Origin of the sequence: Streptomyces sp. NPDC048295, from assembly GCF_040652135.1 — a bacterium.
Lineage (GTDB): Bacteria > Actinomycetota > Actinomycetes > Streptomycetales > Streptomycetaceae > Streptomyces.
Map to the genome: position 1 here is coordinate 95,751 of NZ_JBEZLL010000025.1, position 22,650 is coordinate 118,400.

The window sequence follows — 22,650 nt, forward strand, 5'->3', positions numbered from 1 at the left end:
GCGGGCGGCAGGATCGCGGGGAGACGGGCACTGCGGCAGAGTGGGCACATGGACGATCTGAATGCCCTCGCCGACGAGCATCTGGCCGCCGCCCGGGCCTCCGCGCACGGCCGCAGCGCCCACCGCCTGCTGCACGAGGAACCCCTGAGGCAGACCGTCATCGCCCTGACCTCGGGTTCCGCCCTCGACGAGCACAACGCCCCGGCCGCGGCCTCCCTGCAGGTGCTCCGCGGCCGGGTCCGGCTCACCGCGGCCTCGGGCGATGTGGAGCTGAGCGCCGGAGGGCTCCAGCCGATCCCGCAGGAGCGGCACGGGCTGCTGGCGCTGGAGGACGCCGTGGTGCTGCTGACCGCCGTCAACGACTGACGGCGCCGGCCCCGGCCCCTGGACGCACGGCGGGAGCCGTCCGGATGCGTTCCAGGACCCACAGCACCAGGCTGCCCGCGGCGAGCGCCCCGCCCAGGAGGCAGATGCCGCTCCAGCCCGCCCGGGACCAGACCACCGAAGCGAGCGCGGCCCCGGCCGCCCCGCCCAGGAAGAAGAGCGTCATGAACGCGGAGTTGATCCGGTTGCGGGCCTCCGGGCGGAGCGCGTAGATCACGTTCTGGCTGCTGTTGAGGCCCGCCTGCTGGGCGATGTTGAGCAGGATCACGCCGACCGTCAGCCACAGCAGCGACGACTCACCGGCCAGCAGCGGCAGCCAGGCGAGCGTGAGGAGCGCGGCCGCCGTCCCCGATACGGCCTGGACCCGGCCGCGGTCGCTCAGCCGGGCCGCGATGTTCATGCCCACCACACCGATGACGCCCACCAGGCCGAAGAGCCCGATGGCGGCCGCGTTCCAGTGGAAGGGAGGCCGGGTCAGCAGGAAGGTCAGCGCGGTCAGCTGCACGCTGTACGAGGCCATGGAGAACGCGCCGATGGCCGCCCGCCGGCGCAGCAGGGGCTCCTGCCGCAGCAGGGCCAGTGTGGAGCTCAGCAGCCCGGAGTACGACATCGTGGCCGTGCGGTGCGGCCGGGGCAGACGGGGGAGCCGGTTGCGCAGAAGTATCGCCATGACGGCCATGAGCAGCGCGTTCACCCAGTACACGGTCCGCCAGCCGCCGAGCTCGGACAGCGCGCCGGCGGCCAGCCGTCCGAACAGCCCGCCGAGCAGCACGCCGGACATCACGACGCCGACGATCCTGCCGCGCTCGGCCGGAGCCGCGAGCGCCGCCGCGAACGGCACCACGACCTGGGCCCCGACGGAGGTCAGCGCGGTCAGCAGCGTGCCCGCGATCAGCAGCGGTCCGGTGGGGGCGGCGGCCGTGGCCAGGAGGAAGAGGGCGGTGAGTGCGAACAGGCCCACGGCGAGACGCCGTCGGTCCATGACGTCCCCGAGCGGGACGAGCAGGATCAGCCCCAGCGCGTACCCGGCCTGGGCGGCGGTCACGATCAGCCCCGCCGCGGTGACACCGATGCCCAGATTCACCTCGATGATGTCGAGGAGCGGCTGCGCGAAGTAGTTCCCGGCGCAGGAGAGGGCGGCGGCGAGAGCCATCAGCAGAACCAGGCCGCGCCCGAGCGCGGGCTGTCCGGACATCGCGCGGGGCACGGCCCGGCTGCGGGTTTCGTGAGTGGTGTGAGCCATGTGCCCCAGCGTCCGGGATCCACCATCCATGAGTCCAACACATGTTTTTCATTCCATCGATCGTGGTTCACGATGGATGGATGGAACTTCAGCAGATGCGGTATGTCGTCGCGGTGGCGGAACTGGGCAGCTTCACGCGCGCCGCGAAGCGCTGTCTGGTCGTGCAGTCGGCCCTGAGCCATCAGATCGCCCGGCTGGAGAAGGAGCTGGGAGCCCGGCTCTTCGACCGCACCAGCCGTCAGGTGCGGCTCACCGCGGCGGGCGAGGTGTTCCTGACGGAGGCCCGGCAGGCGCTGGACGCGGCGGAGCGGGCGCGGGCCGAGGTCGCCGCGACGGCGGGGGAGGTCCGCGGCCGCCTCGCGGTGGGAGCCATTCCGACCATTGCCGCGGTCGACATCCCGGCGGCACTGCGGGCGTTCCACCTGCGCTACCCGAAGGTGCACATCGTGTTGCGGGACGGGGCGAGCAAGGACCTGGTCCAGGAGGTGCGGGACGGGACGCTCGACGTGGCGTTCCTGGGCGTGCTGCCCAGCTACCGGCCGAAGGGCGTGAGCGATCACGAACTCGGCACGGGCGAACTGGTCGCCGTCGTGGCGCCCACCCACCCCCTGGCCGGGCAGACGGAAGCGGGACTCGACCGGCTGGCGCGGGAGATGTTCGTCGACTACCCCGACGGCACCGCGGCCCGGGCCCAGTCCGAGGAGGCGTTCGCGGCGGTGGGTCTCACCCGTGAGGTGGCGTTCGAGGTCAGCGGCACCGATTTCATCGTCCGGCTGGTGCGCAGCGGTCTCGGCATCGCCATGCTGCCGGCCGCCTTCGCGGCTGAGCTGACCGGAGTGCATGTGCTCCCCGTCCGCGACGCCCCTGCACGCACGGAGCGCCTGGTGTGGAGCCGCTTCCGCCCGGCCCCGGCGGCTGCGGCGTTCCTGACGGGACTCGGTGTCGATCCCGCTGCCGGGGCGCCGCAGGAGGCGGGAGGGCCGAAGAGGCGGCGGCCTATTCGCTGAGTGCCGCTCGCAGGCGCTCGCCCATCGCGGCGGCCTCCTCGGCCGTGAACGACAGCACGCCGTTCTCGGCCATCAGAGCGTGGAACTGTTGTCGCGGGTACGGAGTTCCCGCGGGGAGGCCGGCGATGTGCCAGTGGAGATGCGCGTTTCCCTGCTGGCTGCCGAGCGACAGCAGATACGTGCGCTCGGGCTTCACCACCGCCTCCACCGCCAGTGCCACCTTCCGGACCACCGACATCAGCCGCAGGTAGGCGGACTCGTCCAGCTCGCGGACGGCGTGCTCGATGTGGACCTTCGGGGCCACGAGCACCTTGCCGGGCACCGTCGGATACCGGTCCAGGAAGGCGATGTGATGCTCGTCCTCGTAGACCGTGACATGCGCGGAGCCGGGGGCGCCCGCCACGCATGCGCATACGAAGCACGGGCCGTTGCGCACCCGGGCTTCGTAGGCTTCGAGGTCATGGGACCGCTGCTCCGGTGACACGCTCTTCCTCTCTGCCGGTCCGCTGAACCGCAAGGCGCAAAGGGCCAAGCATAGGTTCCGCGCGACGCCACCGCGCCCGAGGTGGTCACGTCCGGCACCCGCCGATCCTCCCGCCGGCCGGGTGGGTGTCACCCGGATCTGCTGGGCAGGTACTGGTGTACGACCCCGGGAAGCGGGGTGCGGCGAACGGCGGCGAGAGGCGTGTGACGTGAGCGAGCGGACCGTGTGGCAGTTCTCCGACGACCGCGGGCAGTTGTCGACCTCCGGGAGACGCCCGGCGCGGGTACTCGCCTATGTGCAGGCCGGGGCGACCCTGTGGGACCACGGGATACGTCCGAGCGCGATATTCGGCTCCGATCACGACGACCGGGCCGTACCGGACACGGCGAAGACCGGTTCGCTTCCGCCGGCCGAGGTCCGCTACCTCGGCGCGGGCAGCACACTGGACGTGGAGACCCTGCTCAGCTGCGAACCGGACCTCGTCGTGGCGGTCAGCTACGGCGGCGGTCATGTCTACGGGCTCGCCGCGGAGACCGCCAAGCATCTGGAGGAGCACGTCCCGGTCGTCGTCATCGATGTGGGGCAGGCGCGCACCCTCGCCGAGATCGGTGAGCGGTTCGCGCTGCTCGCACGCTCGCTCGGCGCCGAGGAGCCCGGGGCGGCGGCAGCGGACCTGGAGTCCGCGCGGCAGCGGCTGCGGACGCTCGGCGCCCGTGCGGACGCGCCCCGGCTCCTCGCCCTCTCCCCGGCCGGGCAGGAACAGACACACCTCGCCCGCCCCCGGATGTGGCCCGAGCTGCGGGTGCTGGTCGAACTCGGTGTCGGCATCGTGGAGCCGGCCGAGGGGCCCGGGCTGAACTGGTCGACGGTCGGCTGGGCGGAGGCGGCGGCGCTGCGCCCCGCGGTGGTTCTCGCCGATGTCCGGGCCAATGCCACTCCGCTGGACGAACTGCGGGCGAACGCGGACTGGTCGGCGATCGAGGGGGCCGCCCGGGTGGTGCCGTGGAACCCGGAGCCGGTGTGCAGCCCGCAGGCCCACGCACGGTTCCTGACGCTCGTGGCCGATGCCCTGGAGGAGGCGGGGCGCTGAGTACGGACGTCCGCCGAGGCCCCCGTACGGACGTGTCCGATCGCGCGGGCGGTGCCGGTTCGCGAGGCTGGTCGGGGCCGCCCCGCGCCGACCCCGTACGTCCCCAGGAGCAGGCATGCAGCAGGACAAGCACCCTTCCTACCGTCCCGTCGTCTTCCGTGACCGTTCGGCGGGCTACGCCTTTCTGACCCGGTCCACCGCGTCGAGCGAGCAGACGATCGACTGGGACGACGGCAACAGCTACCCCGTCATCGATGTGGAGATCTCCGCCGAGAGCCACCCCTTCTTCACCGGGAAGGCACGGGTCGTCGACTCGGAGGGACAGGTCGCCAAGTTCGAGCGCAGGTACGGGGGCGAGGGCGCCTCCTGACCCGCTGGTGGACCCGGGTCCCCGGCCCTGCCGAACGGGCCGGGGACCCGGGCCGTTCCCCTTGCCGCGAGCACGCCGACGCCCGCGTCCCCGAACTGCGCGAGGCGGCTGCGGTGCCGACGAGAGAGCCTCGTCGTCCCGGGACGTGCCACCGCCGACGGAGGATGCGCCGCGGCGCTGCTGCCCACGGTCCGGTTCTTCGTGGACCGCGGTGCCCCGGGTATCGGCTGCGCCCTCGACCCCGCCCCGGAGCCGCGGACCGGCAGGCACGTTCGCAGCGCAGGCGGCCGGACCGCCGTGCTCGCCGTGGCGCCCCTGCCGATCCGCGCGGGGGTGATCCCGTGCTGCGGATCAGGGCCCGCGGCGGGCGGACGAGGCGATCGGCGACGGCCGGCCGGTCGCCGATGTGACGGACACCTGCCGCACACGCGGCAGGATCGGGCTCAATGTGTTCGGAGGCCGTGCCTCCCGCCAGGACACGTTCGTCACCGCACCGTAGGAGAACCCAGCCCCATGCTCGACAGACTCGACCTGCTCGTCATCGGTGAATGCGTCGCCGACATCGTCCGGCTGCCGGGCACGGCCGACCGGGTCCACCCGGGCGGCAGCCCGGCCAATGTCGCGTACGGCCTGGCCAGGCTCGGGCACGGCGCCACCCTGCTCACCCAGCTCGGCCCCGACGACAACGGCCGGCTGATCAGGGACCACCTCGCCGGTGCCGGGGTCGAGGTCCGTACGGACGGTGCCACGGCCCCCACCCCGTCCGCCGCCGTCACCCTGGACGGGGCGGGCCGGGCCGCCTACACCTTCGAGATCACCTGGACGCTCGGCCCGGTCTCCCTGGACCGGCCGCCGCACCACGTCCACACCGGCTCGATCGCCGCGGTGATGGAACCCGGGGAGGCCACCGTCCTCGGCGCCGTCGAGTCGCTGCGTACCTCCGCGACCGTCAGCTACGACCCCAATGTGCGGCCCGAGCTGATGGGGGACCACGAGTCCGCCGTCCGAAGGGTCGAGCGGTGCGTCGCGCTCAGCGATGTGGTCAAGGCCAGTGACGAGGACCTGGAGTGGCTGTACCCGGGCCAGGCGCCGGAACAGGTCGCCGAGCGGTGGCTGGCCTCCGGTCCGGCGGTCGTCCTCGTCACCCGGGGCGGCGACGGCGCGCTGGCCGTACTGCCCGGCGGGCGGGTCACCGTCGACGCCCTGCCCGCCGAGGTCGTCGACACGGTGGGAGCGGGCGACGCCTTCATGTCGGGCACCCTGCACGCCCTCGCCGTGCACGGGCTGCTCGGTGCGGACGGCCGGGAGAGGCTGCGCTCCCTGGACCGGGCGCGGACGGCCGACGTCCTGCGCCACGCGACGGCCTCCGCGGCGGTGACCGTGGCCCGGGCCGGCGCCAACCCGCCGGACGCGGCGGAGCTGGCGGAGCTGGCGGCGGCACTCGGCCGGAGCTGAACACGCCCTGGCCAGGGGAGGCGCGCCAGGACACCCCTTCTCACCCGGGCGCCGCCAGACGCGGGCTGCTGTCGTCGTCCAGGAACTCCACGACGGCCAGTACGAACAGCGCGCACAGCGCGATCCACACGGTGACCAGACCCGTCGGCCGGTCCCACGCCACCAGAACTACGGCGGCCACCACGACCACCGTCCAGTTCAGCGGGCGTCTGGCGCGGTGCACCCACCGGCCGACCGGGCCGCCGGTGAACCCGGCCGCGTCCCGCACGGCACCGATGCCGCCGCTCCACATCGCCATGACCCGGCCGGCGGCGCGGCCCTCACCGGTGAGCCAGGCGGCGAGGGCCACCACGATGCCGAGGGTGATGACCAGCCGGACCATGAGACGCATCCGGCCGACCAGGGCGTCGAACACCGAACCGGCCGCCGGCTGCGAGACCCCGGACGGCAGGCTGTCGAGATAGAAACCGCGGCCCACCCACAGGGCCAGGCCGAGCACCGCCGCACCGGCCGCGACCGAGAGCGCCGTGGTGACCAGGGCACGGCGGCGGCGCACCGCGAGGAGCACCCCGCCCGCGGCCAGCACCAGCGTGACCAATGGCAGCCAGAACCCGATGATCTGGAGGGCCCGGAACCACCTCTTGGCCTTGCCCACCGAGTCGGAGGTCAGCACCGTGAAGTCGGTGTGGATCTCGGGGATCTTCGCCGCGATGCCCAGCCCCCGGTCGACGAGCCGCTGCTTCACCCGGTCGATGACCGGTGCGAGGTCGATGGTGACGGTGTCGCCGGTGAGCTTCACCGCCCCGCCACCGCTCCCGGACAGCGCCTTCAGGGTGGCGGACTGGGCGGCCCGGTTGAGGTCGGTCCAGACCGTCGCGAAGGCTTCGCTGGAGACGAACTTCTCCACCGTGCCGTGCACGAAGTTCGAAATGCCGGTGGTGAGGGGGCCGTTCAGCTTCGACAGCGCCTTGTCGAGAGCCGGCCGGTCGGCGGGGGAGACCTCGGCCAGCAGGGCCTTCACGTCCAGGTGCTGCATGAGGGCACCGGTGACCCGGTCGGTCACCGCGGTCTGTACATCGGGGTCGGAGGCGAGCGGCGCCATCATCGCCACGTAGTTGTCGGTGTCGCCGATCTGGTTCTTCGCCCAGGTGGACACGATGCTCAGCGGAGTCAGGACGGCTGCGACGAGGACGAGCAGCACGGCGAGGAACGAACGGGCCCGCGGCCGGTGCCGGGCCGGGGCACGGGCCTCCAGCACGGCCACCCTGGCGCGCAGCGCCTCCATCTCGGCACTGTCCTCCGGGGGCTTCGGCTGATCGTGCTCCGGTTCCATCCCCCCAGGGGACGGCCTGCCGCCGCCGACGGCACGGCGGACTGGTGCGGACGGGTGAACACAGTCACCGTGGCGTGCGGTGGTGTTCGATCAGCCGGGCGTGCCGATGCCCCTTTCGGCTCATTGGCCGCATCCTCCCCGGGGCTACTGCCGTTCGACAACCGGTAGGCGTGATCGATTACGGCGGAGGGGGCGGACATGGCGCGGCTCGACAGGGACGTCGCGGTGACGGGACTGGGGCTGGTGACTCCGGCGGGCGCGGACGAGCACACCTTCTGGGAGGGGCTGTGCGCCGGTGTGTCGACGGCCCGCGGCTGCGAGGAACTGGCGGGACTGCCGGTCGACTTCGGCTGTCCGGTGGACGGGATCGATCTGGACGGAGCGGTCGGCGGACGTTCGGTGTGGCGGATGGCGCGGTTCGTGAAGATGGCACTGGTCGCCGCCCGGCGGGCGGTGGCGGACGCCGGTCTGTCACCGGAGCGGTGGGACGGCGACCGGGTCGCGGTGGTGCTCGGCGTAGGGGTGGGCGGGGTGTCCGTGCTCGTCGACAACGTACGCAGGCTCGACGACGGCGGAGCGGACGCGGTGTCACCGCTCCTGGTCCCGATGATGATGCCCAATGCGGCGGCCGGGGAGGTGGCCATCGCCCTGCGGGCACACGGCCCCAGCCTGGCCCCGGCGACCGCCTGCGCGTCCGGGGCGACGGCCCTCGCCCTCGCCCGCGACCTGCTGCTGGACGACCGGTGCGACGTGGTGGTGGCCGGTGGTGCGGAGGCCGTGCTGACCCCGCTGGTGGTGAGCGCCTTCGCCGGAATGGGCGCGCTCTCGCTGCGCACCGGCGACCCCGCGGGGGCGTCGCGTCCGTTCGCCGCGGACCGGGACGGGTTCGTGATCGGCGAGGGCGCCGCCGTGCTCGTACTGGAACGGAGGGCCGACTCGCTCGCCCGGGGCGGACGGCCGCGCGCCCTGCTGGCCGGTGCCGGCTCCGCCACCGACGCCCACCATCCCACCGCCCCGGACCCGGAAGGCGGCGGTGCGCGCAAGGCCGTCGAGGCCGCGCTGCGCGAGGCGGGCTGGGCGGCCCACGAGGTCGACCACATCAACGCGCACGGCACATCGACCCGGTTGAACGACGCGATGGAGACCGAGCTGATCTCCGGACTCTTCCCCCACCGGCCCTCGGTCACCGCCCCGAAGGGGGTGATCGGCCACACCCTCGCGGCGTCCGGGGCGATCGAGGCGGCCGCCACCGTACTGACCCTGGAGCACGGCCTCGTCCCGCCGATCGCCAACCTGGACTCGCTGCCGGACGGATTCGACCTCGACTGTGTGGTCAAGGAGCCCCGGACCCAGCACGTCGAGCGGGCGCTGAGTCACTCCTTCGGCTTCGGCGGGCACAACGTCGTACTCGCCTTCGAGCGCGTCGAACCGGATGGTCCGCCGCCCGCGGATCCGGGTGTCCTCGCCATTGCTTGATCGTTATATTTTTATGACCGCAACGATCGACAGCCCCTCCGCCGAACGGTCCACAGACCTCCTCACCGGCGTGCTCCTCGGCGACAACCACCGCCGGGAGCACGGCTTCTGGCAGCGACTGATCAGTACGGAACCCTTCCGCCGCCCGGAGCACCGCACCACCGAGGAGCGCCTGGCCCTCGCCTACGAGCGGCTGCGCGTCCTCAACGACTGCCTGGACAGCGGAGCCCGGCTGGCCGCCGACCACCGCGCCCTGGCCGCCCTGCACGAATGGCTCGGGCCGGTGGACCCGGCACTCACCACGGTGGCGGGCATCCACTACAACCTCTTCCTCGGCAGCCTCCTCGACCACGGGGCCGAAGGCCACCACGACCTGTCGGACTTCCTGCGGCTGCGGCGCATCGGCACCTTTCTCTGTACGGAGGTGGCGCACGGCAACGACGCCGCGGCCGTCGAGACCACGGCCGAGTACGACCGCGGACGCGACGGGTTCATGCTCCGCACCCCGCACGCCGGGGCGCAGAAATTCATGCCCAACACCGGTCCGGCCGGCGGCCCGAAAACGGGGCTCGTGGCCGCGCGTCTGCTCGTGGACGGCGCCGATCACGGGGTCTTCCTCTTCCTCGTCCCGCTCACCGATGCCGAACAGCCGCTGCCCGGCGTACGGATCCGCAGGCTCCCCACCCGTACCGGCAGTCCGGTGGACCACTGCCTGACCTCCTTCGACCGGGTCTTCGTGGGACGTACCGCGCTGCTGGGCGGGGACCATGGACGGATCGGCGCGGACGGGGAGTTCAGCAGTGCCATCGACAACCGCAGACGCCGCTTCCTCACGTCGATCGGCCGTGTCACCTCCGGCAAGATCTCGATGACGGCCTGCGCGGTCGGCTGCGCGCGGGCGACCCTCGCCGTCGCCGTCCGCTACGGCGGCCACCGGTACATCTCGGGTCACCGGGGCTCACGTCCGGTGCCGGTGATCGCCCACCGCAGCCATCACGGACCGCTCGCCACCGCCACCGCCACCGTCTTCGCGATGAGCCTGCTGCACCGCAGGGCCCTGGACCGGTGGGAGCAGGGCGGGCAGCCGGAGGAGGCGGAGCGTCTGGTGGCCGTCGCCAAGGGGTGGATCACTTGGCAGGCCAGGTCCGTGATCGTGGAATGCCGGGAACGCTGCGGCGCCCAGGCGCTCCTGGAGAACAACGGCATGAGTGAGCTCCTCACCGGCGTGGAGGGCGCCATCACCGCCGAGGGCGACAACATGGCGATCCACGCCAAGGCGGCCGCGGAGATGCTCTTCGCCGCCGCACCACCGGGACCCGGGCCTTCCCCCGGCGGCGGACCCGGTGATCTCGACGACCCCGGATTCCTCGACAGGCTGCTCGCGGAGCTGGAGCGGATCTGGTTCGTCCGGGCCCGGGAGCGGATGGGCCTCGCACCGCACGGCGATCCGCTGGGACGGTGGAACGCTGCCTCCGGGCCCGCCCTGCGCGGCGTCGAGGCCCATGCCCAGCGGCAGGCGGCCGAGGCGTACGCGGAAGCGGTGGCGGCGCTGCCCGAGGGGCCCGCCCGCGAACGGCTCGACGAGCTGCACCGGCTCTTCGCACTCGACCGGATCGCCCGGAACAGCGGTGATCTGCTGGCAGCGGGCCTGCTGACCGCCGATCAGGTCAACCGGCTGCCGGACCGGGTGGAGGAGCTCATCACCACGGTCGCCGCCCGTCTTCCCGGCCTCGTCGAGTCCTTCGCGCTGCCGCCGGAACTGCTCGCCGACTGGCCCATCGCCGGAGCCGACTACGTGGCCGCCTACGACGACCCGGACGGCGCCTGGCAGCGTGACGAGGGCCGCGCGACGGTGCCGGACGAGCGGTGAGAGCCATGACGAGAAAGGGAACTGCTGTACGGGGTCACCGGGTCAGGGAGGCGGCCGGCGCCCTCGGCGTCCGCGTTGTCCTGCTGGCTTACTGGGGTACGGCGTCCGTCCTGGCCCGGTGGTGCGGGGAGCGCGGGGAGGACGGTGCCGAATCGGTTCGGCACAAGGCGTAACTGGAGGCACTCCGCCCAGTTGATTCGGCGTCGGGACGGTGTCACCGCCGGCCCGGCAGCCGGACCGAATGATGGAGAGAAAGCTCATGAGTACGATTCACCCCAAGATCACCGAGGTTCTGACACACACCTTCAAAGTGCCTGTTGCCGAGATCCACCCGGGCTCCACCATGGACAGCCTGGAGATGGACTCCCTCGCCGTTGCCGAGTTCGCCGTCCTGATCAGGGAGACGGCGGGCGGTGTCCGGGACTTCGACCAGCTTCCCAAGAACGCCACGCTGGCCGACATCACACGGTTCATCGACCCGGCGGGCGACGGCGGGGCGCGGGTGGGCGGCGGGCCGGCGATGAGCAACGCCCGATGAACAGGCCGGCCGTCGCCGTCACCGGCCTGGGCATGATCACCCCGGTCGGCAACGACACCGAATCCACCTGGGAGGGTGTGTGCGCGGGCGTGTCACCGGCCCGGACCGTCGCCGAACTCGAAGGATGCGCGATCGACTTCGCGTGCATGGTCGACGGCATCGACCTGGACGCCGCGATCGGCGGCCGTGCGTCCTTCCGCATGGGGAAGTACGTGAAGCTCGCGGTGCTCGCGGCCCGGGAGGCGGTCGCCGACGCCGGGCTCGACCCGGCAGGGTGGGAGGGCACCCGGGTCGCGGTGGTCGTCGGCACCAGCAGCGGGGGCTCCGCCTCGCTGACCGAGCAGGCGGTCGTGATGGACCGGCTCGGAGCCGGGGCCACCTCGCCCTCGGGCATCCTGCTCACCATTCCGAACATGCCCGCGGCCGAGATCGCGATCCAGCTGCGGGCCACCGGACCCAGCATGGCCCCGTGCACCGCCTGTTCGTCCGGCGTCACCGCGCTGTCCGTCGCCCGCGACCTCCTGGTCACCGGGCAGTGCGACATCGCGATCGCCGGAGCCACGGAGTCGATCGTCTACCCGGTCGCCATGGCCGGGTTCGCCCGGTCCGGCGCAGGGGCCCGGAAAGACGGAGACCCGGCCGGACTCTGCCGACCCTTCGCGGCGGACCGGGCCGGACTGGTCATGGGCGAGGGCGCGGCCGTCATGGTGCTGGAACGGACGGAGGACGCCCGGGCCCGCGGCGCGGCTCCACGGGCACTGCTCGCCGGCACCGGCGCCACCACCGACGCCCACCACCCCATCAGCCCGCATCCCTCCGGCACGGTCGCCCAGGCGGCGGTGGAGGCCGCGCTGCGCGACGCGGGCTGGGCGGCCGAGGACGTCGAGCACGTCAACGCGCACGGCACCGCGACCCCGGTCAACGACGCCGCCGAGGCCGCCCTGATCGCCCGGGTCTACCCGCACCGGCCGCCCGTCACCGCTCCCAAGGGCGTACTGGGGCACTGCATGGGGGCGGCCGGAGCGATCGAGGCCGGACTCACCGTCCTCACGCTCCAGCGCGGAGTCGTCCCACCGATCGCCAACCTGGACGCCCCGGCGCCCGAGTTCGACATCGAATGCGTCACCGGGCAACCGCTGCGGCAGCCCATCCGGCGTGCCGTCAGCCATTCCTTCGGCTTCGGCGGACACAACGCCGTGATCGCTCTTCAGCGTCCGTAGGCATCCGGCAGGTGGTGCGACGGGAAACACTGCCCGGCGTACCACCGGCCACACCCCTCATGAGCTGCGCAGAGGCTCGTGATAGCTTGCCGGGGCCAGTCGAACTCCACGTAAGGGGTCAGGGAATCCGGTGCGAATCCGGAACTGACGCGCAGCGGTGAGGGGGACGGGCGGGGCCACGGCCACTGGGACCACCCTCGGGTGTCCTGGGAAGGCGTCCCGTCCGAAGGAACCCGAGTCCGAAGACCTGCTGGTACCCGCGACCCGGCACCGGGCCGCGGACTCCGTACAGCGGGCTCCGCGCATGAGCCCCGAGACGCAGAGGGACCCCGTGCCGTCCATAGCCAGCCCTGTCCGCACCATGGCCCTGCTCTCGGCGGGACTCGTCCTGCTGACCGCCTGCGGAGGCGGAGCCGGTGAATCCGCCTCGAAACCGGGCCCCGCGCACGGATACCCGGTGACACTGAAGAACTGCGGACGCACCGTCACCGTCGAAGCCGCGCCGCGCCGCGCCGTCCCGGTGGACCAGGGATCGACGGAGATCCTGCTCTCCCTCGGCCTCGCCGACCGGCTGGCAGCCACCGCCACCTGGACCGACCCGGTGATGAAGGGCCTGGAGAAGGCCAACGCCCGGGTGCCCAGGATCTCGGACAACCGGCCGTCCTCGGAGAAGGTCCTGGACCGCGAGCCCGACTTCGTCAGCGCGTCGTTCGCATCGACACTAGCCAAGGGCGGCGTCGCACCGCGCGAACAGTTCGAGGAACTCGGCGTCCCCACCTACGTCTCGCCCGCCGACTGCACCGGCAAGGACAACAGCAAGGGTGGCGACGGCTCCCGTACCGCGCGGCTGACCATGGACAGCGTCTACGGCGAAGTGCGCGACCTGGCCCGGGTGTTCGGCGTACCGGAGCGCGGCGACGCGCTCGTGACACAGCTGCGGGCCCGGGTGAGGAAGGCGGCCGAGGGCATCGACGCCTCCGGTGCCACCCTCCTGTACTGGTTCTCCGACTCCAAGTCCCCTTACCTGGCCGGCTGCTGCGGAGCGCCCGGAATCATCACCGAGGAGCTCGGCGCGAAGAACGTCTTCGACGACACCCACGAGGAATGGCCCCAGATCAGCTGGGAGACCGTCGCCGACCGCAATCCCGACGTCCTGGTCGTCGGTGACCTGACCCGCAGGGCCCAGACCGCCGAGAGCGCCGCGAAGAAGATCGAGTTCCTGGAGTCCAATCCGGTCACGAAGAACATGGACGCCGTCAGACACAAGCGGTACGTCCTGCTCAGCGGGCAGTCCTTGAACCCGTCCATCCGGACGGTCGAGGGCGTCGAACGCGTCGCCGCCGGGCTGCGCCGGTTCGGGTTCGCCGGGTGACGGGGACCGGACGCGGCACCGCGGTGGCCGCGCCGCCGGACCCCGTCACCTCCGTCCGTGCCGTGAAGGGTGTAAGGAGGCTGCGCGGCGGGATCCTGTGGGTGTGCGGCATCGCGCTGCTCGTGGGCTCCGTCGCCCTCGCCGTCACCATCGGCCCTGCCCGGATCTCCGTGGCCGACGTCTGGTCCGCGGTCGCCTCCCACCTCGGATGGGGCCGTTCACGGCTCTCCCCGATCCGGGACGGCATCATCTGGAACCTGCGCATGCCGCGCACCCTGCTCGCCGCGGTGTGCGGCGCCGGACTCGCGGTGTGCGGGACCGTCATGCAGTCGCTGCTCCGCAACCCGCTCGCCGACCCGTTCGTCCTCGGGGTCTCCTCAGGGGCGTCCACCGGCGCGGTCGTGGTCGTCGTGCTCGGCGTCGGCGGGGGAGCGGTGTCGGTCTCGACGGGCGCGTTCGCCGGTGCGCTCTGCTCGTTCGCCCTCGTGCTGCTGCTCAGCCACACCCTGGGCGGCACGACCGACCGGGTCGTGCTCTCCGGTGTCGCGGCCATGCAGTTGTTCTCCGCGCTCACCTCCTTCGTCGTGATGACCGCGGCCGACGCCGAGCAGACCCGCGGCGTGCTGTTCTGGCTGCTCGGCTCGCTCGCCGGGGTCGGCTGGACCGATGTGTGGATCTGCGCCGCCGTTCTCGCCGTGACGCTGCTGGTCTGTCTGGGCCATGCCCGTACGCTCGACGCCTTCGCGTTCGGACAGGATGCCGCCGCCGCGCTCGGCGTCCATGTCGCGCGCACCCGGATCGTGCTTCTGTGCACCACCGCGCTGCTGACCGCGGCACTCGTCAGCTCCGCCGGTGCCATCGGCTTCGTCGGCCTGGTGCTGCCGCACGCCGCCCGCGCCCTCGCGGGTTCCGGGCACCGGCGGCTGCTGCCGGTCACGGCCCTGGCCGGGGCCGTGTTCCTGGTCTGGGTCGACACCCTCGCCAGGACGGTCCTCGACCCGCAGGAGGTGCCCGTGGGCGTGGTCACCGCGCTGATCGGCGTGCCCGCGTTCGTCGTGGTCCTCCACCGCACCCGGAGGGCCGCGTGACCGGGGCCGCGGCCGAGGGGCTGCGCGCCGAACGGGTCAGCCGGGTGGCAGGCGGCCGCCTGATCCTCGACGGGATCGAACTCGCCCCGCCGCCCGGCGCCACCCTGGGGCTGATCGGACCGAACGGATCCGGCAAGTCGACCCTGCTGCGGGTGCTGGCCGGAGTCCTCGCCCCGGAGACCGGTGTGGTCACCCTCGACGGCCTGCGGCTCGCAGAGATCGGCCGCCGCACCGTGGCCCGGCGGGTCGCCGTGGTCGACCAGCATGCCGTCACCCAGGTCGAGCTGAGTGTGCTGGACGTGGTGAGGCTCGGGCGCATCCCGCACCGCAGGGCCTGGTCGGCACCGACGGGGGAGGACGACGAGGCGGTGCGCGAGGCGCTCGCCAGGACCGGCCTCGCCGACCGCGGCGACCAGTCCTGGCACACCCTCTCCGGCGGTGAGCGCCAGCGTGTCCAGATCGCTCGGGCACTGGCCCAGCAGCCGCGCGAGCTGCTGCTCGACGAGCCGACCAACCACCTCGACATCCAGCACCAGCTGGAACTCCTCGCGCTGATCGCCTCCCTGCCGCTGACCGGGGTCATCGCCCTGCACGACCTCAACCTGGCCGCGATGTTCTGCGACCGGATCGTCGTCCTGAAGGAGGGCCGGGTGGTGGCCGCCGGAACCCCCTCGGAAGTGATCACCGAGGAGCTGATCGCCGACGTCTACCGGGTCACCGCACGCGTCACCCCGGACGGCCCGGACGGGCGGCCCTCGGTGCGCTTCCTGCCGGGGCGTCCCGCGGGGACGTAGCGCCCGGCGGCGCGAACCGTGAAAGCGGCGCGGAAGCACGGAAGCGGTCGGGCGGACCCCGGCACTGCGCGGGTCCGCCCTGGTTCTCCGGGTGCGGCCGTTCGCCGCGGTGTGCGCCGCGCGGTCAGCGGCGGCGTCCCCGGCCGAATTCGCCGCCGATGTCCTTGCCGCCGATGTCCGAGTCGTCCGCGTAGTCGATCTGCTCCTTGCGGAGTTCGGCGGAGACCTCCTTCTGCTCGGTCACCCTCTTGGTCTCCATCCGCACCCGCTCGACGGGGATGGTCTCCTTGCGCGTGGTCGGACGTTCCGCGTGCAGGGTGACCTCGACGTCCTGCTCGCGGATGGCGGCACGTTCCGCGGTCTTCTCGCCGGGCTGGAGCGGCTCACGGATCAGGCGCACCTCTTCGTGCGTCACCGGCACGGTCCTGGTGACGTTCTCGGTGACGACGTACTTGTGCAGCCGCGCCTTTCCGCTCTCGTACTCCTCGGTGCCGACGAGCAGCTGCTCCTCGGAACGGATCATCTCCTCCTTGCCGCCCAGGTCGGCCGAGGACCGCTCGGAGCCCGCCCCGGCGCCGACGAGGGGCCGCGAGGTGCCGGCCGCTCCGGTGTCGCGGTGCCTGCCCTGGCCCGTGCCGGTGCCGCCGGCGATGCCGGACGAGGCGGTGCGGGCGGTGCCCGTACCGGAGGCGGTGGTGCCGGGCATGGACGCCTTGTCGGACCCGGTGGTGCGTCCCTTGCCGGCCGCACCCATGGCCCCGGCCGCCCCGGCCGCTCCCGCTGCTCCCATGGCCGTGGTGCCCGTCCCGGACGCCGTCGTGGCCCCCGGGTCCGCACGGCCGCCGAGCTTGGCCGTGGTGTTCCTGGCGAGGCCGTAGTGCTTGTAGAGCTCCTCCTCCTCCGCCACGGACAGATGCGCGTCCGCGTCCACCCGGGGGGCTTCCTTGACACGGTCCTTCGGATGCGAGATGTGCAGATCGGAGCCCACACGGCGGGCTCCGGCAAGCGGGACGAAACTCTCCTTCATGCCGAACAGGCCGGTCTTCACCGTGATCCAGTCCGGCCGGCCGGTGTTGTCGTCGACATACACCCGGCCCACACTGCCGACCTTCTCGCCATCGGTGTCGTACACCGTCAGGCCGTCGAGCTCTCCGGAATCCGTGAAACCGTCAGCGGCTGCCATGACCGATTCCTCCTCGTCCGGGCGCGTCCTGTGGCTGAGGCCATCAGAGGAGGCGCGTCCGCATTCCATCGCGCCTCACCCGGATGGCCGCTGCAACCTCCCAGGCCTCGGCGGTCGGGCGGTGGCCGCTTGCCACGGCGGTGTGCGCCCCGTTCCCGTGTTAGTCCATTCGGGTGAGATGCGGGGGTCGCGCGCCGTATCGCCGAGCACTTCCCGCTCCGCCGCGCCCTCCCTCACGCACCGACGGCCCCCACCACCTGTGAACAGCACTTTCGCCGCGCAGAGGCGAATTCCAGGGAAACCCTTGACACCCGATGGACTCGGCCGCATCCTTTCGCCAGAAATCGCAACGGCGTTGCGATTTGCGCACCGGTAGGCGAAGAACACGGACGAAGGAGGACCGGCCCCATGGCGGAGCACGGCACGGACACCGGCCCCGAGGCCAGGACCCAGACCCCCGGAGTCCTGCAGACCGTGGACCGGGCCCTGCTGGTCCTGCTCACCTTCACCGAGCAGCGCCCCGAGTGGGGCGTCAGCGAAATGGCCCGTCACCACGGCTGGGACAAGGCCGTCGTCCAGCGCCTGCTCACCACACTGACCGCGCGCGCCTTCCTGGTCTGCGACGAGCGCACGCGCCGCTACCGTCCGGGGCCCGCCCTGTCCCGGCTGGCCAGGGTCAGCGAACACAGCGGAGTGCTCTCCTCGCTCGCCAGACCGGTGCTCGCCCGACTGCTCCGCGAGACCGGCGAGAGCGTCGTGCTCAACGTGCCGCACGGCGGCAGCTACCGCTGCGAAGCCGCCGTCGACGGCACCGGGCCCGTCCGGTACACCGCGATCATCGGCGCGGTCATGCCCGGCCACGCCGGAGCCTCCGGACACACCATCTTCGCGTACCACCCCGAACGCGAGATCCGCCAGATGTTCGGCCCCACCGGGCTGACCCGCTTCAACGACCGCACCATCACGGACCTGGACGCCCTGCTCGCCTGCTACGCACGGGTCCGTGCCGACGGGTACTGCATCAGCCACGGCGAGTACGACGAAGCCGTGACCGCGGTCTCCGCCCCCGTCCTCCAAGGGGACGGCGTCCCGGCCTCCCTGACCGTCATCGGCCCCTCCCACCGGGTGGACCGGGCCGCCGACACCCTGGTGGCGCTGGTACGCGCCGGAGCGGCGGAGATCACCACCGCTCTCGGCGGCTGAACCGGTACACCGGTACGCCAGTACGCGACCACTCACCGTCACACGCGACCTCCCCGCGCCCTCGGTGTGCCGGGCCATGCCCGCACGCATCCACCGGGGACGCCGACCTCCCCAGCCCTGCTCACCGAAGGGGGTGCCCCATGGCGCACCATGTCTCCGCCCCGCACCCTGCCCCACCGCCGGGCCCCGGCACCGACGACGACCGGTCGCACCCGCGCGTCCTGGAGCCCGTACTGCTGGTCGTCCTGGTGGTGCTCGCCGCCGTCGGGGCCGTCATCGGCATCGACCTGGTCTCCAAACTGGGCATCTCCGCCAACACCTCCGTGGTCGGCGCCCTCGTCGCCATGCTCATCGGCCGCATCCCGCTGGGCTTCCTGCGCCGGATGCGTTCCGTGCACCGGCAGAACCTCGCCCAGAGCGCCATCTCCGCCGCAACCTTCGCATCCGCGAACGCCCTGCTGACCTCCGTGGCCGTGCCGTACGTCTTCGGACGCAAGGACCTGGTCTGGCCCATGCTCGCCGGAGCCTTCATCGGCCTGATCGTCGACGCCTGGGTGCTCTACCGCGCCTTCGGCTCCCGGCTGCTTCCCGCCGACGCGGCCTGGCCGCCCGGAACGGCCGCGGCCGAGACCATCAAGGCCGGCGACCGGGGCGGCCGACGGGCCCTCATCCTCGCCGGTGGCACGGCAGTCGGCCTGGCGGGAACCCTCTTCAGCCTGCCGCTCTCCGCCGCCGGTGTCGCTTTTCTCGGCAATGTCTGGGCCCTCATGATGTTCGGCATCGGCCTGATGCTGCGCCAGTACAGCCCCGAGGTCCTCCACACCGACCTGGGCGCCGGATACATTCCGCACGGCGTCATGGTCGGCGCCGGGATCGTGGCGCTCGGCCAGGCGGTCCACCTCCTGATCGGCCGTCGCGAGCGCAAACGACAGGCGGCCGCCGAAGAGACGCGGACCGCAGCCGTCCTGGCGGATCCCAGCGTCGCGTACACCGTCGACGAGCGCGCGCTGCGGCTCTCGCTGATCCGCGGCTACGCCCTGTTCACCGCGGGTGCGGTGGTCCTCGCCGTGCTCGGCGGGCTGATCGGCGACATGAGCCCGCTCGGGATCGTCGGCTGGGTGCTGTTCGCCGCCTTCGCCGCCCTGGTCCATGAGCTGATCGTCGGACTCGCCGCCATGCAGTCCGGCTGGTTCCCGTCCTTCGCCGTCACCCTGATCTTCCTGATCCTCGGACTGGCCATAGGAATCCCGTCCGTGCCGCTGGCCCTCCTGGTCGGGTACGTCTCCGCCACCGGCCCCGCCTTCGCCGACATGGGCTACGACCTGAAGGCCGGCTGGCTGCTGCGCCGCGACCACCGCCCCTGGGACCCCTTCGAGCGCGAGGGCCGCCGCCAGCAGTTCCTCGCCGCCCTCGTCGGCTTCGCCGTCGCCCTCGTCGTCGTGGCCGTCGCCTGGCGCTCCTACTTCGGGCAGGGCCTCATCCCGCCCGTCGCCAAGGTGTACGCCGACACCATCAAGAGCGGGCTCAGCGACCCGGACGCGGTACGCACCATGCTGCTCTGGGCCATCCCCGGCGCCGCCGTCCAACTGCTCGGCGGTACCCGCCGGCAGATGGGCGTCATGCTCGCCACCGGCCTGCTCATCCTCACCCCGCAGGCCTGCTGGCTGGTCCTCGGCGCCCTGGTCGTCCGGGTCGGCTACCGCAAGCTGCGCGGCCCCGCCGCAGACGAGGAACTCAACCTGGTCGGCGCCGGACTGATCGCGGGCAGCTCGCTCGGCGACTCCGCGCAGATCCTCAAGACCTGAGGGCCGCCCCCCTGAACCACTTTCCGTACCACCGCATCACTCAGCACCACCCGCACGGCAAGGAGAACCCTCCATGGACATGTACAGCAGGCTCGAACCGCGCCCCGAGTACCTCAGCTTCGAACTCGCCCTGGCCGCCCGCAAGCTGGTGGAGGAGGTCATGCTCGTCAAGCGCGGCGAGCACGTCGTCCTCACCGGCGACACCAGCAGCGACCGCCGGGTGATCGAGGCCACCGCCCAGGCCGTCGCGGCGGCCGGCGCACACCCCGTCGTCGTCTGGTACGAGACGCTGCCCGGCGCGTCCATGGAACCGCCCCGGCCCGTGGCCGGCGCCATCGCCGACGCCGATGTGTGGATCGAGTTCGCCGTCTCGTACCTGATGCACTCCGACGCCTTCCGCGCCGCCATGGCGAACGGCTGCCGCTACACCAACCTCACCGCGATGGACGTCCAGATGCTGGTCGCCACCGTCGGCCGCCCCGACTTCCAGGGCGTCATCCGCCTCGGCAAGGCGCTCGTCGCACTCCTGGAGGCCGCCGACGAGGTCCGTATCACCTCCGCCAACGGCACCGACCTGGTGGGCCGCAACGGCGACCGGCCGATCAACCTGCGCGGCAAGCCCGCGGAGAAGCCCGGCGAGACCGTGATGCTCTCCGGCCAGATCTCCTGGAACCCCCTTGAGGAGACCCAGGACGGTGTCCTGGTCTTCGACGGCGCCCTGTGGCCGCCGGACGAGATCGGCCTGCTCCGCTCGCCGGTCCGCTGCACCGTCGAGAAGGGTGTCGTCACCAGGATCGAGGGCGGCGCGGACGCGGACACCTTCCGCCGCTGGATGGAGTCCTTCGACGACCCGAACATGTTCCGGATCGCGCACTGGTCGCTCGGCTTCAACCCCGGCGTCCTCGCCCCGACCGGCCGCATCGTCGAGGACGAGCGGGTCTTCGGCTGCGTCGAGCTCGGCATCGGCACCAAGGGCGCCTGGATCGGCGGCGAACCGTGGGTGGCCGCCGCACACACCGACGGCAGCGTCCTCGGCCCGTCCATCTACCTGGACGGGGTCGCCATCGAGGAGAACGGGCGCTACGTGCACCCCGAGCTCGTCGAGATCTGCCGGGAGCTCGGCGTCGCCGGCTACTGACCCGGTACGAAGGCGGACCGCACCACCCCGGTGCCGGTCCGCCCGCCACCCGTGAAAACGTGTCGCGACCGGGGCCCGTCCGGCGGACCGGAGCCGGACGGGCCCCGGCCCCGCGCGAAGTGAACGGGCCCCGGCCCCGCGCGAAGTGAAAGGAGCACCATGTCCACCCACGCCCCCGTCTCCTACCGCCACGGCGGCCTGGTCTGCACCGACCACACCCTCGACGTGCCGCTCGACCACCACACCCCCGACGGCCCCGCCATCAGCCTGTTCGCCCGCGAAGTGGTCGCCGAGGGCCGGGAACACGAGGACCTGCCCCGTCTGCTCTGGCTCCAGGGCGGCCCCGGCGGCCGCGCCGAGCGCCCCAACGCGGCGGGCGCCTGGCTGCGCCGCGCCCTCGCCGACTACCGCGTCGTCCTGCTGGACCAGCGCGGCACCGGCCGCTCCACCCCCGCCGACCGGGTCACCCTCGCCCGTTTCGGAACCGACTCCGCGGCCGCCGCCGGATACCTCGCGCACTTCCGCGCCGACTCGATCGTCCGCGACGCCGAACTGCTGCGCCGCCACCTCCAGGGCGACCGGCCGTGGAGCGTCCTCGGCCAGAGCTTCGGCGGCTTCTCCACCCTCACCTACCTCGGCCTGGCACCCGAAGGGCTCACCCAGGCATACATCACCGGCGGACTGCCGACCCTCACCGGACACGCCGACGACGTGTACCGGGCGGCCTACGCGCGCACCCTCGCCCACAACGAGCGCTACTTCGCCCGCTACCCCGGCGACCAGCCGCTCGCCGACGCCGTCGCCGCGCACCTCGAAGCCGAAGACGTCCGCATGCCCACCGGCGAACGGCTCACCGTCCGCCGCTTCCAGACCCTCGGCATCACCTTCGGCACCTCGGCGAAATTCGACTCGCTCCACTACCTGCTGGAGACCGCCTTCACCGAAGGCACCCATGGCCCGGAGCTCACCGACACCTTTCTGCGCGGTGTCGACGCCGCGGTCTCCTTCGCCGAACGCCCCCTGTACGCCGCGCTCCACGAGCCGATCTACGCCCAGGGCGGCCGCCCCACGAACTGGTCGGCCCACCGCGTGCGGGAGGAGTTCCCCGCCTTCGACGCCACCGCGGGCGGCCCGCTCCGGTTCACCGGGGAGATGGTCTATCCCTGGCAGTTCGAGGAGGACCCCGCGCTCGTCCCGCTGCGCGGCGCCGCCGAGGTCCTCGCCGCCCGCACGCGGTGGCCCGCTCTCTACGACCTGGACCGGCTCGCCGCCAACGAGGTCCCCGTCGTCGCGGCCGTCTACAGCGACGACATGTACGTCGACCGCGAGCAGGCGCTCGCCACCGCCGACGCGGTCCGCGGACTGCGTACCTGGGTCACCGACGCCTACGCCCACGACGGGGTGCGTGCCGACGCCGCCGTGCTGGACCGGCTGATCACCATGGCCCGCGGCTAGGGTCTTCCGTCCGGACCGGGCCGGATCAGGCAGCGGGGGTACGCGGGCCCGGCAGGGGCCGCCGGGCCGGACCGTACGCAATCCGGGGCGGAGCACCTTCGGGGGTGCTTCGCCCCGGCACATATGATCGACGGGCCACGTG

19 protein-coding genes, 1 pseudogene and 1 riboswitch are annotated in these 22,650 nt (G+C 72.5%); of the genes and pseudogenes, 16 read left to right on the forward strand and 4 right to left on the reverse strand.

The window, feature by feature from the left end:
* The first annotated feature begins 48 nt into the window (after window positions 1-48).
* Window positions 49-366: a cupin gene (locus AB0D53_RS30800; protein WP_326763967.1), complete on the forward strand. Its 318-nt coding sequence runs from the start codon at window positions 49-51 to the stop codon at window positions 364-366.
* Here AB0D53_RS30800 and AB0D53_RS30805 read toward each other — a convergent pair.
* Window positions 356-1,627 carry an MFS transporter gene (locus tag AB0D53_RS30805; RefSeq protein ID WP_362452357.1) on the reverse strand — a complete coding sequence of 424 codons (1,272 nt, stop codon included), beginning with the start codon at window positions 1,625-1,627 and terminating at the stop codon, window positions 356-358. The two genes, AB0D53_RS30800 and AB0D53_RS30805, sit on opposite strands and share 11 nt — an antisense overlap.
* Before the next feature lie 80 nt (window positions 1,628-1,707).
* Between AB0D53_RS30805 and AB0D53_RS30810 the strand changes: the two genes are divergently transcribed.
* The gene (locus AB0D53_RS30810; RefSeq protein WP_362452358.1) at window positions 1,708-2,634 is read left to right on the forward strand and encodes a LysR family transcriptional regulator; all 927 of its coding nucleotides are present in this window, start codon (window positions 1,708-1,710) and stop codon (window positions 2,632-2,634) included.
* On the opposite strand, the gene AB0D53_RS30815 is transcribed toward AB0D53_RS30810, so the two are convergent.
* Window positions 2,624-3,118: an HIT family protein gene (locus AB0D53_RS30815; RefSeq protein WP_362452360.1), complete on the reverse strand. Its 495-nt coding sequence runs from the start codon at window positions 3,116-3,118 to the stop codon at window positions 2,624-2,626. The two genes, AB0D53_RS30810 and AB0D53_RS30815, sit on opposite strands and share 11 nt — an antisense overlap.
* A 208-nt stretch (window positions 3,119-3,326) precedes the next feature.
* Here AB0D53_RS30815 and AB0D53_RS30820 point away from each other — a divergent pair, with 208 nt between their 5' ends.
* The 3 genes from AB0D53_RS30820 (at window position 3,327) to AB0D53_RS30830 (ending at window position 6,033) form a co-directional block, all read left to right on the forward strand.
* The gene (locus AB0D53_RS30820) at window positions 3,327-4,208 is read left to right on the forward strand and encodes an ABC transporter substrate-binding protein (RefSeq protein ID WP_362452361.1); all 882 of its coding nucleotides are present in this window, start codon (window positions 3,327-3,329) and stop codon (window positions 4,206-4,208) included.
* 115 nt (window positions 4,209-4,323) lie between these two features.
* Window positions 4,324-4,578 carry a type B 50S ribosomal protein L31 gene (locus tag AB0D53_RS30825; RefSeq protein WP_362452362.1) on the forward strand — a complete coding sequence of 85 codons (255 nt, stop codon included), beginning with the start codon at window positions 4,324-4,326 and terminating at the stop codon, window positions 4,576-4,578.
* 513 nt (window positions 4,579-5,091) lie between these two features.
* Entirely contained in the window at window positions 5,092-6,033 is a 942-nt protein-coding gene (locus tag AB0D53_RS30830) for a carbohydrate kinase (protein ID WP_362452363.1), read from the forward strand.
* Between the two features lie 40 nt (window positions 6,034-6,073).
* Here the strand turns inward: AB0D53_RS30830 and AB0D53_RS30835 are convergent, their stop codons facing one another.
* Window positions 6,074-7,366, reverse strand: coding sequence for a hypothetical protein (locus tag AB0D53_RS30835; protein ID WP_362452364.1), 1,293 nt, complete (start codon window positions 7,364-7,366; stop codon window positions 6,074-6,076).
* Between the two features lie 198 nt (window positions 7,367-7,564).
* Here AB0D53_RS30835 and AB0D53_RS30840 point away from each other — a divergent pair, with 198 nt between their 5' ends.
* From AB0D53_RS30840 to AB0D53_RS30870, 7 genes and pseudogenes are all read left to right on the forward strand, one after another.
* Entirely contained in the window at window positions 7,565-8,842 is a 1,278-nt protein-coding gene (locus tag AB0D53_RS30840) for a beta-ketoacyl-[acyl-carrier-protein] synthase family protein (RefSeq protein ID WP_362452365.1), read from the forward strand.
* 13 nt (window positions 8,843-8,855) lie between these two features.
* Window positions 8,856-10,885: pseudogene (locus tag AB0D53_RS30845) on the forward strand (acyl-CoA dehydrogenase).
* 86 nt (window positions 10,886-10,971) lie between these two features.
* Window positions 10,972-11,250: an acyl carrier protein gene (locus AB0D53_RS30850; RefSeq protein WP_329819222.1), complete on the forward strand. Its 279-nt coding sequence runs from the start codon at window positions 10,972-10,974 to the stop codon at window positions 11,248-11,250.
* A complete protein-coding gene (locus tag AB0D53_RS30855; RefSeq protein WP_362452367.1) occupies window positions 11,247-12,470 on the forward strand; it encodes a beta-ketoacyl-[acyl-carrier-protein] synthase family protein in 1,224 nt (407 codons plus the stop codon). The genes AB0D53_RS30850 and AB0D53_RS30855 overlap by 4 nt, the downstream gene beginning before the upstream one ends.
* A 79-nt stretch (window positions 12,471-12,549) precedes the next feature.
* A riboswitch (cobalamin riboswitch) is annotated at window positions 12,550-12,740 on the forward strand.
* Between the two features lie 34 nt (window positions 12,741-12,774).
* Window positions 12,775-13,842, forward strand: coding sequence for an ABC transporter substrate-binding protein (locus AB0D53_RS30860; RefSeq protein WP_362452368.1), 1,068 nt, complete (start codon window positions 12,775-12,777; stop codon window positions 13,840-13,842).
* A 62-nt stretch (window positions 13,843-13,904) separates the two neighbouring features.
* Window positions 13,905-14,930, forward strand: coding sequence for an iron chelate uptake ABC transporter family permease subunit (locus AB0D53_RS30865; RefSeq protein ID WP_362452421.1), 1,026 nt, complete (start codon window positions 13,905-13,907; stop codon window positions 14,928-14,930).
* Window positions 14,927-15,724, forward strand: a complete 798-nt coding sequence (locus AB0D53_RS30870) for an ABC transporter ATP-binding protein (protein WP_362452369.1) — start codon at window positions 14,927-14,929, stop codon at window positions 15,722-15,724. The genes AB0D53_RS30865 and AB0D53_RS30870 overlap by 4 nt, the downstream gene beginning before the upstream one ends.
* 124 nt (window positions 15,725-15,848) lie before the next feature.
* Here the strand turns inward: AB0D53_RS30870 and AB0D53_RS30875 are convergent, their stop codons facing one another.
* Window positions 15,849-16,907, reverse strand: a complete 1,059-nt coding sequence (locus AB0D53_RS30875) for a PRC and DUF2382 domain-containing protein (protein WP_362452371.1) — start codon at window positions 16,905-16,907, stop codon at window positions 15,849-15,851.
* Between the two features lie 408 nt (window positions 16,908-17,315).
* Here AB0D53_RS30875 and AB0D53_RS30880 point away from each other — a divergent pair, with 408 nt between their 5' ends.
* From AB0D53_RS30880 to AB0D53_RS30895, 4 genes are all read left to right on the forward strand, one after another.
* Window positions 17,316-18,110, forward strand: a complete 795-nt coding sequence (locus AB0D53_RS30880; protein ID WP_362452373.1) for an IclR family transcriptional regulator — start codon at window positions 17,316-17,318, stop codon at window positions 18,108-18,110.
* Window positions 18,111-18,250: 140 nt separating this feature from the next.
* Window positions 18,251-19,915, forward strand: coding sequence for an OPT/YSL family transporter (locus AB0D53_RS30885; RefSeq protein ID WP_362452374.1), 1,665 nt, complete (start codon window positions 18,251-18,253; stop codon window positions 19,913-19,915).
* Between the two features lie 73 nt (window positions 19,916-19,988).
* Complete coding sequence (locus AB0D53_RS30890; protein WP_362452375.1) at window positions 19,989-21,053, forward strand: hypothetical protein; 1,065 nt, start codon at window positions 19,989-19,991, stop codon at window positions 21,051-21,053.
* A 159-nt stretch (window positions 21,054-21,212) separates the two neighbouring features.
* The gene (locus tag AB0D53_RS30895) at window positions 21,213-22,508 is read left to right on the forward strand and encodes an alpha/beta fold hydrolase (protein ID WP_362452376.1); all 1,296 of its coding nucleotides are present in this window, start codon (window positions 21,213-21,215) and stop codon (window positions 22,506-22,508) included.
* Window positions 22,509-22,650 lie beyond the last annotated feature (142 nt).

Bases quoted from the DNA above. Each gene is read 5' to 3' on its own strand.
- AB0D53_RS30800 (WP_326763967.1), top strand. From the start codon at position 49: ATGGACGATCTGAATGCCCTCGCCGACGAGCATCTGGCCGCCGCCCGG.
- AB0D53_RS30805 (WP_362452357.1), bottom strand. From the start codon at position 1,627: ATGGCTCACACCACTCACGAAACCCGCAGCCGGGCCGTGCCCCGCGCG.
- AB0D53_RS30810 (WP_362452358.1), top strand. From the start codon at position 1,708: ATGGAACTTCAGCAGATGCGGTATGTCGTCGCGGTGGCGGAACTGGGC.
- AB0D53_RS30825 (WP_362452362.1), top strand. From the start codon at position 4,324: ATGCAGCAGGACAAGCACCCTTCCTACCGTCCCGTCGTCTTCCGTGAC.
- AB0D53_RS30830 (WP_362452363.1), top strand. From the start codon at position 5,092: ATGCTCGACAGACTCGACCTGCTCGTCATCGGTGAATGCGTCGCCGAC.
- AB0D53_RS30835 (WP_362452364.1), bottom strand. From the start codon at position 7,366: ATGGAACCGGAGCACGATCAGCCGAAGCCCCCGGAGGACAGTGCCGAG.
- AB0D53_RS30840 (WP_362452365.1), top strand. From the start codon at position 7,565: ATGGCGCGGCTCGACAGGGACGTCGCGGTGACGGGACTGGGGCTGGTG.
- AB0D53_RS30850 (WP_329819222.1), top strand. From the start codon at position 10,972: ATGAGTACGATTCACCCCAAGATCACCGAGGTTCTGACACACACCTTC.
- AB0D53_RS30855 (WP_362452367.1), top strand. From the start codon at position 11,247: ATGAACAGGCCGGCCGTCGCCGTCACCGGCCTGGGCATGATCACCCCG.
- AB0D53_RS30860 (WP_362452368.1), top strand. From the start codon at position 12,775: ATGAGCCCCGAGACGCAGAGGGACCCCGTGCCGTCCATAGCCAGCCCT.
- AB0D53_RS30875 (WP_362452371.1), bottom strand. From the start codon at position 16,907: ATGGCAGCCGCTGACGGTTTCACGGATTCCGGAGAGCTCGACGGCCTG.
- AB0D53_RS30880 (WP_362452373.1), top strand. From the start codon at position 17,316: ATGGCGGAGCACGGCACGGACACCGGCCCCGAGGCCAGGACCCAGACC.
- AB0D53_RS30885 (WP_362452374.1), top strand. From the start codon at position 18,251: ATGGCGCACCATGTCTCCGCCCCGCACCCTGCCCCACCGCCGGGCCCC.
- AB0D53_RS30890 (WP_362452375.1), top strand. From the start codon at position 19,989: ATGGACATGTACAGCAGGCTCGAACCGCGCCCCGAGTACCTCAGCTTC.
- AB0D53_RS30895 (WP_362452376.1), top strand. From the start codon at position 21,213: ATGTCCACCCACGCCCCCGTCTCCTACCGCCACGGCGGCCTGGTCTGC.